The sequence below is a fragment of the Bradyrhizobium sp. MV1.5 genome (assembly GCF_055807615.1).
In genome coordinates, this window is the sequence record NZ_JBVVPL010000018.1 from 60223 (window position 1) to 76016 (window position 15794).

Annotated in this window: 15 protein-coding genes; 5 read left to right on the forward strand and 10 right to left on the reverse strand. The window is 66.0% G+C overall.

From position 1 onward, the window contains the following. Window positions 1–6: 6 nt before the first annotated feature. From AC0L2J_RS18525 to topA, 3 genes are read right to left on the reverse strand one after another with little or no spacing between them, the layout of a single operon-like run. Window positions 7–441: a DUF983 domain-containing protein gene (locus AC0L2J_RS18525; RefSeq protein ID WP_007611241.1), complete on the reverse strand. Its 435-nt coding sequence runs from the start codon at window positions 439–441 to the stop codon at window positions 7–9. Further along, window positions 435–2789 carry a ribonuclease R gene (gene rnr, locus AC0L2J_RS18530; protein WP_473392866.1) on the reverse strand — a complete coding sequence of 785 codons (2355 nt, stop codon included), beginning with the start codon at window positions 2787–2789 and terminating at the stop codon, window positions 435–437. The genes AC0L2J_RS18525 and rnr overlap by 7 nt, the downstream gene beginning before the upstream one ends. Window positions 2790–2796: 7 nt before the next feature. After that, entirely contained in the window at window positions 2797–5556 is a 2760-nt protein-coding gene (gene topA, locus AC0L2J_RS18535) for a type I DNA topoisomerase (protein WP_473392869.1), read from the reverse strand. A gap of 228 nt (window positions 5557–5784) precedes the next feature. Between topA and AC0L2J_RS18540 the strand changes: the two genes are divergently transcribed. Continuing rightward, window positions 5785–6024 carry a hypothetical protein gene (locus AC0L2J_RS18540; protein WP_473248022.1) on the forward strand — a complete coding sequence of 80 codons (240 nt, stop codon included), beginning with the start codon at window positions 5785–5787 and terminating at the stop codon, window positions 6022–6024. Window positions 6025–6345: 321 nt separating this feature from the next. Here the strand turns inward: AC0L2J_RS18540 and AC0L2J_RS18545 are convergent, their stop codons facing one another. Continuing rightward, on the reverse strand, window positions 6346–6900 hold the full coding sequence (locus AC0L2J_RS18545; RefSeq protein ID WP_063996052.1) for a flavodoxin family protein: 555 nt from the start codon (window positions 6898–6900) through the stop codon (window positions 6346–6348). A 236-nt stretch (window positions 6901–7136) separates the two neighbouring features. Continuing rightward, the gene (locus AC0L2J_RS18550; protein WP_473392984.1) at window positions 7137–7607 is read right to left on the reverse strand and encodes a winged helix-turn-helix transcriptional regulator; all 471 of its coding nucleotides are present in this window, start codon (window positions 7605–7607) and stop codon (window positions 7137–7139) included. A 121-nt stretch (window positions 7608–7728) separates the two neighbouring features. On the opposite strand from AC0L2J_RS18550, the gene AC0L2J_RS18555 reads away from it, so the two are divergent. After that, window positions 7729–8502, forward strand: a complete 774-nt coding sequence (locus AC0L2J_RS18555) for an SDR family oxidoreductase (RefSeq protein ID WP_007611234.1) — start codon at window positions 7729–7731, stop codon at window positions 8500–8502. A 175-nt stretch (window positions 8503–8677) separates the two neighbouring features. After that, window positions 8678–8860 carry a hypothetical protein gene (locus AC0L2J_RS18560; RefSeq protein ID WP_007611232.1) on the forward strand — a complete coding sequence of 61 codons (183 nt, stop codon included), beginning with the start codon at window positions 8678–8680 and terminating at the stop codon, window positions 8858–8860. Window positions 8861–8931: 71 nt separating this feature from the next. Here AC0L2J_RS18560 and AC0L2J_RS18565 read toward each other — a convergent pair whose 3' ends face one another. Beyond that, window positions 8932–9540 carry an FMN-dependent NADH-azoreductase gene (locus AC0L2J_RS18565; RefSeq protein ID WP_063996053.1) on the reverse strand — a complete coding sequence of 203 codons (609 nt, stop codon included), beginning with the start codon at window positions 9538–9540 and terminating at the stop codon, window positions 8932–8934. An 83-nt stretch (window positions 9541–9623) separates the two neighbouring features. On the opposite strand from AC0L2J_RS18565, the gene AC0L2J_RS18570 reads away from it, so the two are divergent. Continuing rightward, window positions 9624–10034: a winged helix-turn-helix transcriptional regulator gene (locus AC0L2J_RS18570; RefSeq protein WP_473248018.1), complete on the forward strand. Its 411-nt coding sequence runs from the start codon at window positions 9624–9626 to the stop codon at window positions 10032–10034. Here AC0L2J_RS18570 and dprA read toward each other — a convergent pair. Beyond that, window positions 10031–11173 (reverse strand): DNA-processing protein DprA, encoded by a 1143-nt coding sequence (gene dprA, locus AC0L2J_RS18575; RefSeq protein WP_473392877.1) that lies wholly within the window; start codon window positions 11171–11173, stop codon window positions 10031–10033. The genes AC0L2J_RS18570 and dprA overlap by 4 nt on opposite strands. Window positions 11174–11263: 90 nt before the next feature. On the opposite strand from dprA, the gene AC0L2J_RS18580 reads away from it, so the two are divergent. Further along, entirely contained in the window at window positions 11264–12508 is a 1245-nt protein-coding gene (locus AC0L2J_RS18580) for an amidase (RefSeq protein ID WP_473392881.1), read from the forward strand. Here AC0L2J_RS18580 and AC0L2J_RS18585 read toward each other — a convergent pair. From AC0L2J_RS18585 to AC0L2J_RS18595, 3 genes are all read right to left on the reverse strand, one after another. Next, window positions 12500–13714, reverse strand: coding sequence for a patatin-like phospholipase family protein (locus tag AC0L2J_RS18585; RefSeq protein WP_473392884.1), 1215 nt, complete (start codon window positions 13712–13714; stop codon window positions 12500–12502). The genes AC0L2J_RS18580 and AC0L2J_RS18585 overlap by 9 nt on opposite strands. A 146-nt stretch (window positions 13715–13860) precedes the next feature. Further along, on the reverse strand, window positions 13861–14457 hold the full coding sequence (plsY, locus tag AC0L2J_RS18590) for a glycerol-3-phosphate 1-O-acyltransferase PlsY (RefSeq protein WP_007611223.1): 597 nt from the start codon (window positions 14455–14457) through the stop codon (window positions 13861–13863). Window positions 14458–14489: 32 nt separating this feature from the next. Then, entirely contained in the window at window positions 14490–15791 is a 1302-nt protein-coding gene (locus AC0L2J_RS18595) for a dihydroorotase (protein ID WP_035974174.1), read from the reverse strand. Window positions 15792–15794: the final 3 nt, after the last annotated feature.

Sequence of the window (15794 nt, forward strand, 5' to 3'; positions counted from 1 at the left end):
CTTTGCTTACACCGGCGGAATACCATCCGTCGGGTTGTCGTCAAACCCATGCATGCGCAGAGCCCATTGCAATCCGACCACGGCTCCCTTCACCGGCTGCAGCAGTGCCAGCGAGGCGGCGAAGGTGAAGGGCAGATAGGCCGCGAAGCTGATCCAGACCGGCGTGGAGTAATTGGTCTCGATCCAGAGGACGGTGGGCACCACGATGTGGCCGACGATGACGATGACGAGATAGGCGGGCAAATCGTCGGCGCGGTGCGGCGTGACATCGAGGCCGCAGACCGAGCAATTGTCCGCGGTCTTGAGAAAGGCGCGGAACAGCTTTCCCTTGCCGCAGCGCGGGCAGCGGCCGCGAAAGCCGCGCCTCATCGCAGCAAAGACGTCGCGCTTCTCGACGAGGCCGGTCTCGCGGGTCCAGATCTTCGGCGCCGTGCTCACCATGCCTTGCCCTTCTGGCCCTTGCCCTTGCTTTTTCCCTTGGCTTTTTTGCCCTTCCCGGGCTTTTTCGGCCTGTCCGGCTTGCGCTTTTTGTCGGGGCTGCGCCCGGGATGCGCCTTGAACGAGGGGCGGCGCTGCGGACCGGAGGACCTGCGACCGCGGGGCGCGGTCTCACCGGTCGAGGACAGCAGCTCGAAGCGCAGCGCACCTGCGATGGGAGCTGCTTCGATCAGGCGGACGTCGACGACGTCACCGAGCTGATGCATGGTGCCGCTGCGTGTGCCGACCAGGGCGTGGCGGCCTTCGTCGTAATTGAAATATTCCGTGCCGAGGGATCGGATCGGGATCAGGCCGTCGGCGCCGGTCTCAGCCAGCTTGACGAACAGGCCGGCGCGCGTGACGCCGGAGACACGGCCCTGGAAGCTCGACCCGATGCGGTCGGCGAGGTGATGGGCGATCAGGCGGTCGACGGTCTCGCGCTCCGCTTTCATCGCGCGCCGCTCGGTCACCGAGATGTGGGCTGCGACTTCGCTCAACGTTTCCGGCGTCTCGGTGTCGGGCAGCGCGCCTTCGCCGAGGCCGAGCGCGCGAACCAGCGCACGGTGCACGACAAGGTCGGCATAGCGGCGGATCGGCGAGGTGAAATGCGCATAGCGGCGCAAATTCAGGCCGAAATGACCGTAATTCTCCGAGGAGTATTCGGCCTGCGCCTGGGCGCGCAGCACGACCTCGCTCACCAGCGGAAAGTGGTCGTGACCTTCGAGCTGCGCCAGCACGCGGTTGAACAGAGCGGGGCGCAACGCGCCGCCCTTTGCGAACGGAACGTCCAGCGTCGCCAGGAATTCCGCGAGCGCGTGGACCTTTTCCAGGGTCGGCTCGTCATGCACGCGGTAGATCAGCGGCAGCGATTTCTTCTCAAGCATCTCGGCTGCCGCGACATTGGCGAGGATCATGAACTCCTCGATCAGCTTGTGCGCGTCGAGCCTGTCGGGCACGACGACGCGGTCGACCGTGCCGTCACTCTTCAGCAGGATCTTGCGCTCGGGCAGATCGAGATTGAGCGGATCGCGCTCGTCTCGCGCGCGCTTGACGCAGGCATAGGCGGCATAGAGCGGCCTCAGGATCGGATCGAGCAGGGGGCCGGTGGTGTCGTCCGGCCTTCCGTCGATTGCGGCCTGCGCCTGGGCATAGCTCAGCTTGGCTGCAGAGCGCATCAGGATGCGATGGAAGCTGTGCGATCGTTTCCGCCCGTCCGGGGCGATGATCATCCGCACCGCGAGCGCGCCGCGCGGCTCGCCCGGCACCAGCGAGCACAGATTGTTGGAGATGCGCTCGGGCAGCATCGGCACGACGCGGTCGGGGAAATAGACCGAGTTGCCGCGGTCGAGCGCGTCGCGGTCGAGCGCGGTGCCGGGCCGCACGTAGAAGCTCACGTCGGCGATGGCGACATCGACGATGAAGCCGCCCTTGTTGTTGGGATCGGGATCCGGCTGCGCGTGCACCGCGTCGTCGTGATCCTTGGCATCCGGCGGATCGATGGTGACCAGCGGGACGTCGCGCCAGTCCTCGCGCCCCTTCAAATTGGCCGGCTCCGCCGCTTCGGCCTCGCGCTCCGCCGCGGGGCGGAATTGCAGCGGGATGTCGTGCGCGTAGATCGCGATCAGGCTGATCGCCTTCTCCGACTTGACCGAGCCGAGCTTCTCCTTGACGCGGCCTGACGCCAGCCCAAAGCCGCGCGAGCGGATGATGTCGACGCTGACGAGATCGCCGTCCTGCGCGCCGTGCGTCTCGGTCGGGGCGATGTTCAGCTCGCGGTCGGCGGACTTCTTGTCGACGGGGATGATCCGTCCGCCGCCCTCGGGCAGGCTGCGGAAGACGCCGAGGATGCGGCTCTTGGTCTTGTCGAAGACCTTGATGATGTGGCCGCGATAGGCCGGGCCTTCGGTTTCATCCGAGCGCTCAACGCGCAGCAGCGCGCGATCGCCAACGCCGGCCGCGGTGCCGGGCTTGGGCCGGCGCGGCATCGTGATGAGGATTTTTGGCGGTTCGCCGCTTTCGACTTCGTCCCATTCGGTGGGGGAGGCGACCAGCTCGCCGTCGGCATCGCGGCCGGTGATGTCGGCGACCAGCGTCGGCGGCAGGCTGTCCGGCTCTGAAATCGTATGGCGCTTCTTCTTGACGAGGCCGTCGTCGGCGAGCTCGCGCAGCATGCGCTTGAGCTCGACGCGATCGGCGTTCTTCAGGCCGAACTCGCGCGCAATTTCGCGGGTTCCGACCTTTCCGGGATTTGCCTTGATGAAGGCGACGATGGCTGCCCGGTCGGGAAAGCCACGGTCATTCTTGCGTTTCACTTAACCTCTATTTGGTGCCGGCACTCTTCTTGGCCGGAGCTTTGGCGCCAGCTGCCTTGGTCGGCGAAGTCTTGATGGCCGAAGTCTTGGCCGTCGACGACACGGCGGCGCGCGCCTTGCTGGTGGATTCGGATTTGGGTTTGGCCGCCTTCTTCGCGGCCGGCTTTTTGATTTTTGGCGCGGCGTCATCGCCGTCGGCGGCCTTCGCCGCAGCCTTCTTGGCCTTGGCCGGCTTAGCCGCCTTCTTCGGCTTCTTGCCGCCGCCCTTGGCCGCGCGCTCGTCGATCAGCGCGATCGCCTGCGGCAGCGTAATGGCGTCTTTCTCGATGTCGCTCGGGATCGTCGCGTTGACGCCGCCCGCCGTGACATAGGCGCCGTAGCGGCCGCCCTTCACCGTGACGGTGCCGAGGGTGGGATGATCGCCGATCGCCTTGCCGGGATCGGCGCCGAAGCGGCGGCTCGGGCCCTTGGCGATCTTCTCCGCGATCAGGGTCACCGCGCGGTTGATGCCGATGTCGAACACTTCGTCGCCGGCCTCGAGGCTGGCATAGGTCTTCTCGTGCTTCACGAATGGCCCGAAGCGGCCGAGACCCGCGGTGATCGGCTCACCGGTTTCCGGATGCTTGCCGATCTCGCGCGGCAGCGACAGCAGTTTGAGCGCAAGCTCGAGCTCGACATCTCCAGGGGACGTCCCCTTCGGAATGCCTGCGCGCCTCGGCTTCTCGCCCTCCGCATAATCCTTCTGCTCGCCGAGCTGGATGTAGGGGCCGAACCGGCCGGCCTTGACCCAGACATCGCGACCCGTATCAGGGTCCTGGCCGAGCGAACGATCGGCCGTTGCCTCGCCGTCGGCGGCGAGCTGACGGGTGTAGCGGCATTCCGGATAGTTGGAGCAGCCGACGAAGGCGCCGAACTTGCCGGCCTTGAGATTGAGCCGTCCGTTGCCGCAGCTCGGACATTGCCTGATGTCGCCGCCGTCGGTGCGCGCCGGATAGATGTGCTGTCCCAGCATGTCGTCGAGCACGTCGAGCACCTGCGCCACGCGCAGATCCTTGATCTCGTCGACGGCGCCGATGAAGCCGGTCCAGAAATCCTTCAGCACCTGCTGCCAGGAGATCTCGTTGTTGGAGATGCGGTCGAGCTGCTCTTCCAGATTGGCGGTGAAGTCGTATTCGACGTAGCGGGCAAAGAAGCTTTCGAGGAACGCGACCACGACGCGGCCCTTGTCCTCGCCGTGCAGGCGCTTCTTCTCGAGCTTGACGTAGCCGCGGTCCTTGAGGACCTGGAGGATCGAGGCATAGGTCGAGGGCCGGCCGATGCCGAGCTCTTCCATGCGCTTGACCAGCGAGGCCTCGGAGAAGCGTGGCGGCGGCTCGGTGAAGTGCTGGGTGACGGCGAGCGACTGCCGCTTCAGCGCGTCGTTGGGGCTCATCGCGGGCAGGCGGCGGGAGTCCTCGTCCTCCTCGTCGTCGCGGCCTTCCTGATAAAGTGCGAGGAAGCCGTCGAACTTGACGACCTGGCCGGTGGCGCGCAGGTCCAGCGTGCGGCCGCCGACCTTCGCCGTGATGTCGACCGTGGTGCGTTCCAGCTCGGCCGATTCCATCTGGCTCGCGATGGTGCGCTTCCAGATCAGTTCATAGAGTCTCGCCTGGTCGGATTCGAGCTTGCGGCTCATGCTGTCGGGGCGGCGCGACATGTCGGTCGGCCGGATCGCTTCGTGGGCTTCCTGGGCGTTCTTGGCCTTGGCCTGGTACTGGCGCGGCGCGTCCGGCACGTAAGCGTTGCCGTAATCCTCGCCGATCACCTTGCGTGCCTGGGTGATCGCGGACGGATCGATCTGCACGCCGTCGGTACGCATATAAGTAATGAGTCCGGTGGTCTCGCCGCCGATGTCGATGCCTTCATAGAGCCGCTGCGCGATGCGCATGGTGTGCGCCGGCGCAAAGCCATATTTGCGGCTGGCTTCCTGCTGCAGCGTCGAGGTCGTGAAGGGCGCCTGCGGATTGCGCCGGGCCGGCTTTGCATCGACCGCGGTCACTGCGTAGGCGGCTGCTTCCAGCGCCTTCTTGAAGTCTTCGGCTTCCGCGCCGGTGCCGATGTCGAGGCGCTGGATCTTCTTGCCGTCGGCGCCGACCAGACGTGCCTCGAAGGCGTCGCCGCGCGGCGTCAGCAGGGTCGCGATCAGCGACCAGTATTCGCGCGCGACGAACTTTTCGATCTCGAGCTCGCGGTCGCAGACCAGCCGCAGCGCCACCGACTGCACGCGGCCGGCCGAGCGGGCGCCCGGCAGCTTGCGCCACAGCACGGGGGAGAGGGTGAAGCCGACGAGATAGTCCAGCGCGCGCCGCGCCATATAGGCGTCGACCAGCGCACCATCGATCTGGCGCGGATGCTTCATGGCGTCCGTGACCGCCTGCTTGGTGATGGCGTTGAACACCACGCGCTCGATCTTGTGGTCCTTGATCGCACGCTTCTCTTTCAGGACCTCCAGTACGTGCCAGGAGATGGCCTCGCCCTCGCGATCAGGGTCGGTTGCGAGAATCAGGCGATCGGCGTTCTTGAGGGACTTGGCGATGTCGTTGAGCCGGCCGGCCGCCTTGGGGTCGACCTCCCAGATCATCTTGAAATTGGCGTCGGGATCGACGGAGCCGTTCTTCGCGGGCAAGTCGCGGACATGGCCAAACGAGGCCAGAACCTCGTAGGACGAGCCCAAATACTTGTTGATCGTCTTGGCTTTCGCCGGCGACTCCACAATGACGATATTCATGTAGTTCCAGTAACTTATGGGGAAATTTGGGGCCGAATTCGATGAGATTCGGGTCGGCCCTTTCGTCCCGAACATGGGTGGTGAGGCCCTCGCTGTCAAATCGAGGGGTGTTGAAAGCCATCCCGATGGGAAAAGTTTCATATCGAGAAAGTTGCAAATTACCACCTTTGAGTTGCGGCCGATGTCGGCGTAATGTTTCTGCGGGGCGATGGATTCGGGTGGGGGCTGGTGACTAAGCCAGGAAAGAAACGGGCGGGCGCCGCAGCGCGCGCGGCGGGAGGCTCGCGTCACGAGGAACCGGGGGAGGGCGGCGTCGAGGAGGCGGTCGCCTTCATCGCCGAGCAGGTCGGGGCACTGCGCAAGCTTGCCGAGCGGCACAAGCTGGACGTGCTGCATTATCTCCTGGGAATGACCAAGCTGGAGGCCGACGAGCATCTGCGGCTACGGAGCAAGCGCAAGCTGTCGTAGCGGCGAAGACCGAGCGGATCCGTCACGCACGCTCTCTTTCTCTCTCCGGAGTCGTCCTGGCGAAAGCCAGGACCCATACCGCGAGGTCCATCGACCTGAGCGCGGTGCCAATTCCGGGGGACGCGGCTTCGCCAAACTCCTCCTTGTGGTAATGGGTCCTGGCTTTCGCCAGGACGACGTTGGAGAGACAGCGCGCGCCCGCTGACCGCCGCGCGGCGGCGGCCGCGACTTCAGCGTGGTATCCGCGTCGGCAAGGTACCGCGGGCCCTTTTCCGTCAGCACATACGCCTGATAGGTGCTGCGCCCGCAGTGACGCTGGGGTTAGCCGTTGCGGCTTGCCATTTTGGCCAATCGCTGGCCGAGATATTCGGCCGTGCTGAGGTCGCTTTGAGGCAAGGTGCTGTCGACCAAATGCGTCGCAAGGCCAAGCTGGCTGCCCAAACGATTGCGGCCGCTCGGATCCTCCCCGCCCGGAATATCCAATCCGCACCACAGCATTCCGTGCTGCGCGGCCAGAATGGAAAAGTAGGACAGTGTGTGGAGTTGATCGCCGCTTGCGCAGGCGCCCGTGGTGAATCCGGCTGCGATCTTGTTGCCCCATTGCTGCCGGCTCCATCGATCGCTCGAAGCGTCGGCAAGCGCTTTGAATTGAGCGGCTGGTCCGCCCATGTAGGTCGGGCTGCCAAACGCAACTGCGTCGGCGCGGTCGATCGTCTCCAGTAAGCTCTCATTCTGGAAACGGCCTGACACGATGTCCTCGCCGGTGATGCGACATAGCGTGACCCGCGCCCTGCCATCCGCGCCGCGCGCAACCGCATGCGCCAGCTTCTCCGTGGTGCCGGAGATGGAAAAATAGACGATGGCGAGCAGGGGCATGGTGGTGCCACTTTGCGGTGTCCCCCATCTTTGACGCCGTCGATGGTTTGTACAAGCCCTGCCGCGCAACGTTCGCACTCTCTCCGGAGTCGTCCTGGCGAAAGCCAGGACCCATACCGCGAGGTCTGTCGACCTGAGCGCGGTGCGAATTCCGGGTGACGAGGCTTCGCCAAACTCCTCCTTGGGGTAATGGGTCCTGGCTTTCGCCAGGACGACGATGGAGAGACAGCGCGCCGCTATCCCGCCGACCGCCGCCGCGGCGCCGGCCGCGGTTTCAGCGTTGTATCGGCTTGCGTCAGCAATCGCCCATCCTCGGCGCGCAGCTCGAGCTTCTTCACCGGTCGGCCTTTCTCGCGATCGACCAGGATGGTCGCGATCTCCGACGGGCGATCGTCGAAGGCCTCGCTCCATTGCCGCAGGGCTACCAGGATCGGGAAAGTACCGCGGCCCTTTTCCGTCAACACATACTCCTGATAGGCGCTGCCGTCCGACGCGGGGGCCGTTGTCAGGATTCCGTGGTCGACCAGTGCGCTCAGCCGCGTCGACAAGATGTTTTTGGCCATGCCGAGCTTGTTCTGAAACTCGCCGAAGCGGCGCAGGCCGAACAGCGCCTCGCGGATGATCAGCACCGACCACCGGTCGCCGATCGCTTCCAGCGATCGCGCGATCGGACACGCATCGCCCTCGAAGCTCGTTCGTTTCACCATGGCCTGGTCCTTTCGCGATCGCACGGTCCTGTCGCCGATCACGCGCTCGTGTGGTTGCATCATAAAACCATATGTCCTAGATGGCAATCATAGTTTTATGATGCAACCACTGGAGGCGAACGTGAGACTGAAGAACAAGACGGCCCTGATCACCGGCGGCAATAGCGGCATTGGACTGGCAACGGCAAAGCTGTTCGTGGCCGAGGGCGCCAAGGTGGTGATCACCGGGCGCAACAAGGAGACGCTCGAGGCGGCCGCGAAGGAGCTCGGTCCGAACGCGCTCGCGCTGGCCGCGGACGCCACCGACATCGCCGCCACCGAAGCTGCGATCAAGAAGGGCGCCGAAAAGTTCGGCAAGTTCGACATCGTGTTCGCCAATGCCGGCATCGCCGGCGGCACGCCGCTCGGTTCGGCCACGCTGGAGGTCTTCGAGAAGGTCATCAGCACCAATCTGACCGGCGTGTTCTTCACCGTTCAGTCCGCGCTGCCTTATCTCAACGACAACGCTTCGATCATCCTCAGCGGCTCGGTGATCTCCGTGCTCGGCATTCCCGGCTATTCGGCGTATGGCGCCGCCAAGGCCGGCGTGCGGGCGATGGCGCGGATCATGGCATCAGAACTGTCGCCGCGCGGCATTCGCGTCAACGTGGTCGCGCCCGGTGCGATCCGCACGCCGATCTGGGGGCCTGCGACCGCGACGCCCGAAGCCGAGAAGGCGTTCGAGAAGCGGATCGCACTGACGACGCCGCTGGGGCGCATTGGTGAAACAGATCACGTCGCGAAGACGGTGCTGTTCCTCGCCTCCGACGATTCCGCGCATGTGCAGGGCCAGGAAATCTTCGTCGATGGCGGCGCGGTCGCCTCGCCGAGCGGCGCGCCGATCTATCGCGGCTGATCGATTGAAGTGAAAATTGAATCGGTCGGCGCGCGCAAACCGGTTGCGCCGGCCGGTTCCCACGCCTCGCGAGCTGTATTTTCTGAACCTTGCGTGAGGCGTTGAACCTTCGCTTGCGCTGCCAAGACACTTTTACGGGCAGGGTCACGAAGACTCATTTTCAAGGGAGCCCGATATGCCAAAGGCAGCTCGTATTATTTCCCCGATTTCAGCACCGCGTATTTACACCGAAAACTCCGCAGCTCCCGCCAAGCGTTCCGACACCTCCGAGTTCATCGGGATCGTTCTTTTCTCCGGCATCGGCCTGTTCGTTTCGCTGGTCGCCGTCATCCTGGGCATTCAGGGCGCCTGGTTCTAACTTCGCCGAGCGGGCCCCGTCGATCAGCCGCCGCTACTTGAGTTGCGGCGGCTGATGATTGACGCGTTCGCTCAGGCCGCGCGCAGCGTGGTCGCCGCCTCGAGCGCGCTTGCGAGCGACTTCTCGCGATGCTCCGGCCCGACCTGGATGCCGTCGGCACTGATGAATTCGGGACTGTGAATGCCCATGAAGCCGAACACGCCGCGCAGATACGTTTCCAGATGCTCCAGCGACGAGGCGGGCGAGCCAGCGCCGTAATAACCCCCGCGCGAGATCGCGAAGATCACGCGCTTGCCGCCGGCGAGACCCTGCGGTCCGTTGGCCCCGTAGCTGAACGTCTTCCCCGCCACCAGGATCCGGTCGATCCAGGCCTTGAGCTGGCTCGGAATCGTGAAATTGTACATGGGCGCGCCGATCACGACGATGTCGGCGGCAAGGAATTCGGCCAGCGCGGCCTTGCTGGCGGCGAGGTCGGGGCCGAGTTCCTCCGGGGCAGGCGCGCCTTGCGCGGCCGCGAGATGCGAACCGGAGAGATGGGCGAGCGGGCTCTGCGTCAGGTCGCGATAGACGATGTCGAGCGATGGCGTCGCCTGCCTGAGACGATCGACGATGGCGGCGGAGACCTGCCGGGAAACGGAGTGGGAGCCGAGCACGCTGGAGTCGATGTGGAGGAGTTTCATTCGGGATCACCCTGGTATAAGTTTGTAACCAGAGCTACATGAGTGACTATCGAAATCCCCGCAAGAACGCACCTTTTTGAGCCATGGGCACATCCCTGAAACCTGCGCACATCGATTTGCCTGCCACGCCGATGCCGGATCCCAACCATGCGGACTGCCGCGGCGTCGCCTCGATCCTCGCGCGCGTCGGCGACAAATGGAGCGTGTTCGTCATCATGATGCTGAGCGATGGGCCGAAGCGCTTCAACGAGCTCAAGCGCATGATCAACGGCATCTCGCAGCGGATGCTGACCTTGACGCTGCGCGGGCTCGAGCGTGACGGCCTGGTCACACGCACGATCTTCCCGACCATTCCGCCGCGCGTGGACTACGAGCTGACCGATCTCGGCCGCGGGCTGCAACAGCCGGTGAAGGCACTCGGCGAATGGGCGATCACGCATCAAGAGCAGATCGCCTCGGCGCGGACGCGCTTCGACAAGCGGAACACTCCTTAGAGCAGCGAGACCAAGCCTCCGCCGTGGCGTTCGAGCCGGCCGGCGAGTTCGAGCTCCAAGAGCACGGTGCGCACGATCGCTGGCGAGGCGCCGGACATCCGCACGAGATCGTCGATCGTGACAGGGGCAGGGCCGAGCAGGCCGGTGATCTGGTCGCGGTCGTGTCCTTGCGGATCGCTTTCGAACGGCTCGCTGCTGGGCTCGCTCGCGGTGCGCATCAGCGGCCGCTCCATGATCGGTGCGACAGCGTTGACGACGTCGGCGGCTTCGGTGACGAGCGTCGCGCCCTGCTTGATCAGATCGTTGGTGCCGGCGGCGCGCGGATCGAGCGGCGAACCCGGCACCGCGAACACTTCGCGCCCCTGTTCGGCGGCCATTCGCGCGGTGATCAGTGAGCCCGAGCGATGCGCCGCCTCCACCACGACGACGCCGAGCGCGGCGCCCGAGATCAGCCGGTTGCGGCGGGGGAAGTCGCGGGCGCGCGGCTCGTGGCCGAGCGGCATCTCGGAGATCGCGGCACCCTTGCGGTCGAGGATCGAGGCCAGCAGGTCGCCATGCTCCGGCGGATAGATGCAGTCATGGCCGCCGGCGAGCACGGCGATGGTGCCGCTCTCGACGCTGGCGCGGTGCGCGGCCTGGTCGACGCCGCGGGCGAGGCCGGAGATGACGACAAAGCCGGCTTCACCAAGTTCGCGGGCGAGCTGACCGGCGAATTTCAAGCCTGCACCGGAGGCGTTGCGCGAGCCGACGATTGCGATCATCGGCCGCATCAGCGTTGCATTGTCGCCGCGCACGGCGAGCAGCGGCGGCGCATCGTCGAGCGTTGCCAGCCGCGCCGGATAGCCGTCCTCGCCGGGCGCGAGCCAGGCGATGCCGAACTTGCGGCTCGCGGCGAGTTCGGCTTTCGCCTCGTCGGCGCTACAGATGCGCGCCGATCGCTGCGCACCGCCGCGGCGTGCGAGATCCGGCAGTCGCTCCAGCGCCGCGCGCGCCGTGCCGAAATGATCGACCAGCGACCGGAACGTGCGCGGCCCGACATTGTCGGACCGGATCAGCCGCAGGCGGTCGATCCTGTCGGCCTCGGTCAGCTCTACGCTGGGATTGATGGCGTCCACGGCAGCTCCTTGCATGCGTAGCATGGAACAACCTGAGGGCGTGGGCAATAGTGACGTGCGCTTGCGCGGCCTTGCGCCGATGCTAAAAGCGATCCCAATAAGAAGGGTATTGCCATGATCTCACTCGCCGATCTCCAGCGCCGCATCGAAGCGGGCGAACTTTCGCCCGAGGCCGCCATCGCGCAATCGCATGCGGCCATCGAGGCCAGGGAGAAGGACGTCCACGCCTTCGTCCGTCACGACAGCTCCGCGAAGGCGCAAGGCGCCGGGCCGCTGCGCGGCATCGCGGTCGGGATCAAGGACATCATCGACACCGCCAATTTCCCGACCGAGATGGGATCGTCGATCTATCGCGGCTGGCAGCCGCGCGCGGACGCGCCTGTCGTGATGATGCTGAAACGGGCGGGCGCCACCATCATCGGCAAGACCACCACCACGGCGTTCGCCTCGCGCGATCCGACCCCGACGCTCAATCCGCACAATCTCGGCCATACGCCGGGCGGCTCGTCCTCGGGCTCGGCCGCGGCTGTCGGCGCCGGCATGATCCCGCTGGCGCTGGGCACCCAGACCGGCGGCTCGGTGATCCGCCCCGCCGCCTATTGCGGGACCGCCGCGATCAAGCCGTCGTTCCGGATGCTGCCGACGGTCGGCGTCAAATGCTATTCGTGGGCGCTCGACACGGTCGGCCTGTTCGGCGCGCGCGCGGATGATCTCGCGCGCGGACTGCTCGCGATGACCGGCCGCACCGAATTCGCCGGCATCGTCCCGGCGAAAGCGCCGCGCATCGGCGTCGTCAGGCAGGAGTTCGCCGGCGACGTGGAGCCGGCCGCGGAGGAGGGGCTGCAAGCCGCGATCAAGGCGGCGACGCGGGCGGGCGCCAGCGTGCAGAACATCGATCTGCCGCAAGCGGTGCAGGAGGCCTGGCGCATTCATCCGATCATTCAGGACTTCGAGGCGCATCGCGCGCTCGCCTGGGAATTTTCCGAACGCCACGACGAGATCGCACCGATGCTGCGCGCCAGTCTCGATGCGACGGTCGGTCTCACACCCAGGGACTACGACGACGCACGCCGGATCAGCCGTCGCGGGCGTCGCGAGCTTGGCGAGTTGTTCGAGGGGTTCGACGTGCTGCTGACCTATTCGGCGCCGGGCACGCCGCCGGCCAAGGAGCTCGCGAGCACCGGCGACCCCCGCTACAACAGGCTGTGGACGCTGATGGGCAACCCTTGCGTCAACGTGCCGGTGCTCAAGGCCAATGGCCTGCCGATTGGCGTGCAGGTGATCGCGCGGTTCGGCAACGACGCGCATGCGCTGGCGACGGCGTGGTTCCTGGAGCGGGCGCTGGCGAAATCAGGCTAGCGCAGGTTCGAGGGCGACGGTGCGCTGGCCGGATGCGGCCGGCGCTGCGCTGTGATCGGTACCTTGCTTGAGCCAGCGACCGGCGGCCTCGCGGCCGCTCCGGTGCAGCGCGCGAATGAAGCCGCGGCCGAGATCGGTGGACGAGCGCTGCGCCAGGCCGTCGACGAAATCCTCTGCGGCGATCCTGGAGAGCCGCAACGACGATGCGGCCTGCGATTGCGCCCATTCAATCGCCGCGATCTCGGCATTGAGGGCGGCGTTGGCCGCGATCTGGTCCAGCCTGCGGTCGATCGCGGCGAGCGTGATCGGCACGTAGCTGTCGCGCGCCGGCGTGACCTGGACCAGCAGGATTTCGGCGCTCGTCGTGTCCTGCAGGAGCCGCAGCAGGGGCGGGTTGCCGCCGAGGCCGCCGTCCCAATAAGCCTCGCCATCGATCTCCACCGCGCAATGAACCAGTGGTGGACAGGTCGAGGCCAGCGCGACGTCTGCGGTAATCACGTCGTTGCGGAAGATCTGCTGCTGGCCGTCGCGGATCCGGGTTGCTGCGATCAGCAGTTTCGGGCAGCGCGGGTCGCGCAAGGCGGAAAAGTTGATGTCGCGCGACAGCGCCTGCCGCAGCGGATCGAGGTCGAACGGATCGAACTGGCCGGAGCGTAGCGTCGGACCGAACGCGACCGAGCTTCCCGCCGGCGAGAAGCCGCCGATCAGCATCAGCGATCGGAACGAGGCCTCGTGCATCAGCCGGATCCAGAACCGGTTCAGCCGCGCGCGGGCGCCTTCACGGCCACCCTCGGCGAAACCGGAGGCGAGCAGCAGTGCGTTGATGGCGCCGGCGCTGGCACCGCTGATGGTCTCGATCGCGATGGATGGCTCTTCCAGCAGCCGCTCCAGCACGCCCCAGGTGAAAGCGGCGAAGGTGCCGCCGCCCTGAAGCGCCAGCGACAGTTTTTGCGGCGGCCATGGGTTGGCGCGGAGCCGCGCGGGTGCAACTGGCGCCGCAGCGATCACGGCCTCAACTGTCAGAGGAGCTTGCGCGATGCGAGCAGGCGGCGGCGCTGGTGGCGCAACGGGCAGAGGCTTGGGAGCAGGAGCCGGCGAGGGCCCAGCGGACCAGATATCCGTCGTCGAGAGCAGCCGGCTTGCTGCGGTGCAGGCAGCACCTCGCAAATCGCCATCGTCTTGCGCGCTGACAATCTTCTCGCTCATTCTGAGCAACCGCTTAGAGCCATGCCCACGATCAGGGCCAAGGCCTGGAACCCGTTCGTCCATACAGCCGTGATTCGGCTGCAAGTTGCGAACACCATTTGCGATATAACGCAGAAGGGGTGCCGCGGTATCCGTGGATTCCCGGCTTATGCCTTCTCGCCGATGCGGCTTTCCTTGCCCGATTGCAGCCGCTTGATGTTCTCGCGATGAGCGTAGAACAACAGCAGCGTCAGCACCGCCGCCAGCGCGGCGAGCGCGGGTTGGCCGAACCATAACAGGAACAGCGGGGTGATGAACGAGGCCACCAGGGCCGAGAGCGAGGAATAGCGGGCGGTAAAGGCAGTCGCCAACCAGAGCAGGCAGAACACCACCGCGGCCGGCCAGAACAGCCCGAGCATGATGCCGATATAGACGGCGACGCCTTTGCCGCCTTTGAACTTGAGCCAGACCGGGAAGAGATGGCCGAGGAAAGCGCCAAGCCCGGCCAGCATCGCGGCATTGGGACCGGCGATGTAGCCGGCGATCACCACCGCCACGGTGCCCTTGAGCGCGTCGAACAGCAGGGTCGCGGCGGCAAGGCCCTTGCGCCCCGTGCGCAGCACATTGGTGGCGCCGATGCTGCCGGAGCCGATCGAGCGGATGTCCTGGGTGCCGCCGAGCCTGGTCAGGATCAGCCCGAACGGAATCGAGCCGAGCAGGTAGCCAATGGCGAAAGCCACCGGCAGAAACAATTCAAGCGCCATGTCTGCAAATTCCCTGGCTGCAGCTCCGCACGTCAGACATGCTCGTACACCGTCCGTCCGCCGACAATGGTGCGCACCACGCGGCCTGTAAAGCGGGCCTCGTCGAACGGGGTATTCTTGCAGGGCGATTTGAGGTCGGCGGGATCGACCACCCAGGGCACATCGGGGTCGATCACGATGACGTCGGCGGGGCTGCCCGTGCGCAGGGTTCCGCCAGGCAAGCCCAAAATCTCGGCCGGCCGGGTCGACATCGCCCGGATCAGCGTCTTGAGGTCCAGCTCATCATTGTGCACGAGGCGAAGGCCCGCCGGGAGCATGGTCTCCAGGCCGATGGCGCCCGGGGCTGCTTCCGCGAAAGGCAGGCGCTTGACCTCGACGTCCTGCGGATTGTGGTCGGACATGATGACGTCGACGAGGCCGGAGGCGACGGCGGCGACCAGCGCGCGGCGGTCGTCCTCGGTGCGCAGCGGCGGCGACAGCTTCAGGAACGAACGGTAAGGGCCGATGTCGTTCTCGTTCAGCGCAAGGTGGTTGATCGAGGCCGAGGCGGTCACGGCGAGGCCGGCGTCGCGGGCGCGCTTGAGCACGTCGAGCGACTCGATGCAGGTCAGTGAGGCCGCGTGATAGCGACCGCCGGTGAGCGCGACCAGGCGCATGTCGCGCTCCAGCATCACGGCCTCCGCCGCGTTCGGGATGCCCATCAGGCCGAGCCGCGAGGCGAACTCGCCCTCGTTCATCACGCCTTCGCCGACGAGATCGCGATCCTCGGTGTAGTGCACGATCAGCGCGTCGAAATCGCGCGCGTAGGTCAAGGCGCGGCGCATCACCTGCGCATTGATCACGCTCTTGTCGCAGTCGCTGAAGGCGATCGCGCCGGCCGCCTTGAGCAGGCCGAACTCGGTCATCTCCTCGCCGCGCATGCCCTTGGTCAGCGCCGCCATCGGCTGGATGTTGACGATGGCGGTGTCACGGGCGCGACGCATCACGAAGTCCACCGTCGCCGAATTGTCGATCACCGGCAAGGTATCGGGCTGGCAGATGATGGTGGTGATGCCGCCGGTCGCAGCCGCCTGGCTCGCGGAGGCAAAGGTCTCGCGATGGCTGAAGCCGGGCTCGCCGACGAAGGCGCGCATGTCGATCAGGCCGGGTGCGACGATCTTGCCGGCGCAGTTGACGACGTCGGTGCCCTCGGGGACGCCGGCAGCGCCAATGCCGCGGCGGGCCTCCCGGATGATGCCGTCGGCAATCAGGACATCGCCGGGGCCGTCGAAATCCCTGCTGGGGTCGACGACGCGGGCGTTGGCAAGCAGGATGGGTCGGCGGTCGGTCAACATGAG

Bases quoted from the DNA above. Each gene is read 5' to 3' on its own strand.
- AC0L2J_RS18525 (WP_007611241.1), bottom strand. From the start codon at position 441: ATGGTGAGCACGGCGCCGAAGATCTGGACCCGCGAGACCGGCCTCGTC.
- topA (WP_473392869.1), bottom strand. From the start codon at position 5,556: ATGAATATCGTCATTGTGGAGTCGCCGGCGAAAGCCAAGACGATCAAC.
- AC0L2J_RS18545 (WP_063996052.1), bottom strand. From the start codon at position 6,900: ATGCCCCTGCTCGCCATCGTCTATTTTTCCATCTCCGGCACCACGGAG.
- AC0L2J_RS18550 (WP_473392984.1), bottom strand. From the start codon at position 7,607: ATGGTGAAACGAACGAGCTTCGAGGGCGATGCGTGTCCGATCGCGCGA.
- AC0L2J_RS18560 (WP_007611232.1), top strand. From the start codon at position 8,678: ATGCCAAAGGCAGCTCGTATTATTTCCCCGATTTCAGCACCGCGTATT.
- AC0L2J_RS18565 (WP_063996053.1), bottom strand. From the start codon at position 9,540: ATGAAACTCCTCCACATCGACTCCAGCGTGCTCGGCTCCCACTCCGTT.
- AC0L2J_RS18570 (WP_473248018.1), top strand. From the start codon at position 9,624: ATGGGCACATCCCTGAAACCTGCGCACATCGATTTGCCTGCCACGCCG.
- dprA (WP_473392877.1), bottom strand. From the start codon at position 11,173: ATGCTACGCATGCAAGGAGCTGCCGTGGACGCCATCAATCCCAGCGTA.
- AC0L2J_RS18580 (WP_473392881.1), top strand. From the start codon at position 11,264: ATGATCTCACTCGCCGATCTCCAGCGCCGCATCGAAGCGGGCGAACTT.
- AC0L2J_RS18585 (WP_473392884.1), bottom strand. From the start codon at position 13,714: ATGAGCGAGAAGATTGTCAGCGCGCAAGACGATGGCGATTTGCGAGGT.
- plsY (WP_007611223.1), bottom strand. From the start codon at position 14,457: ATGGCGCTTGAATTGTTTCTGCCGGTGGCTTTCGCCATTGGCTACCTG.
- AC0L2J_RS18595 (WP_035974174.1), bottom strand. From the start codon at position 15,791: ATGTTGACCGACCGCCGACCCATCCTGCTTGCCAACGCCCGCGTCGTC.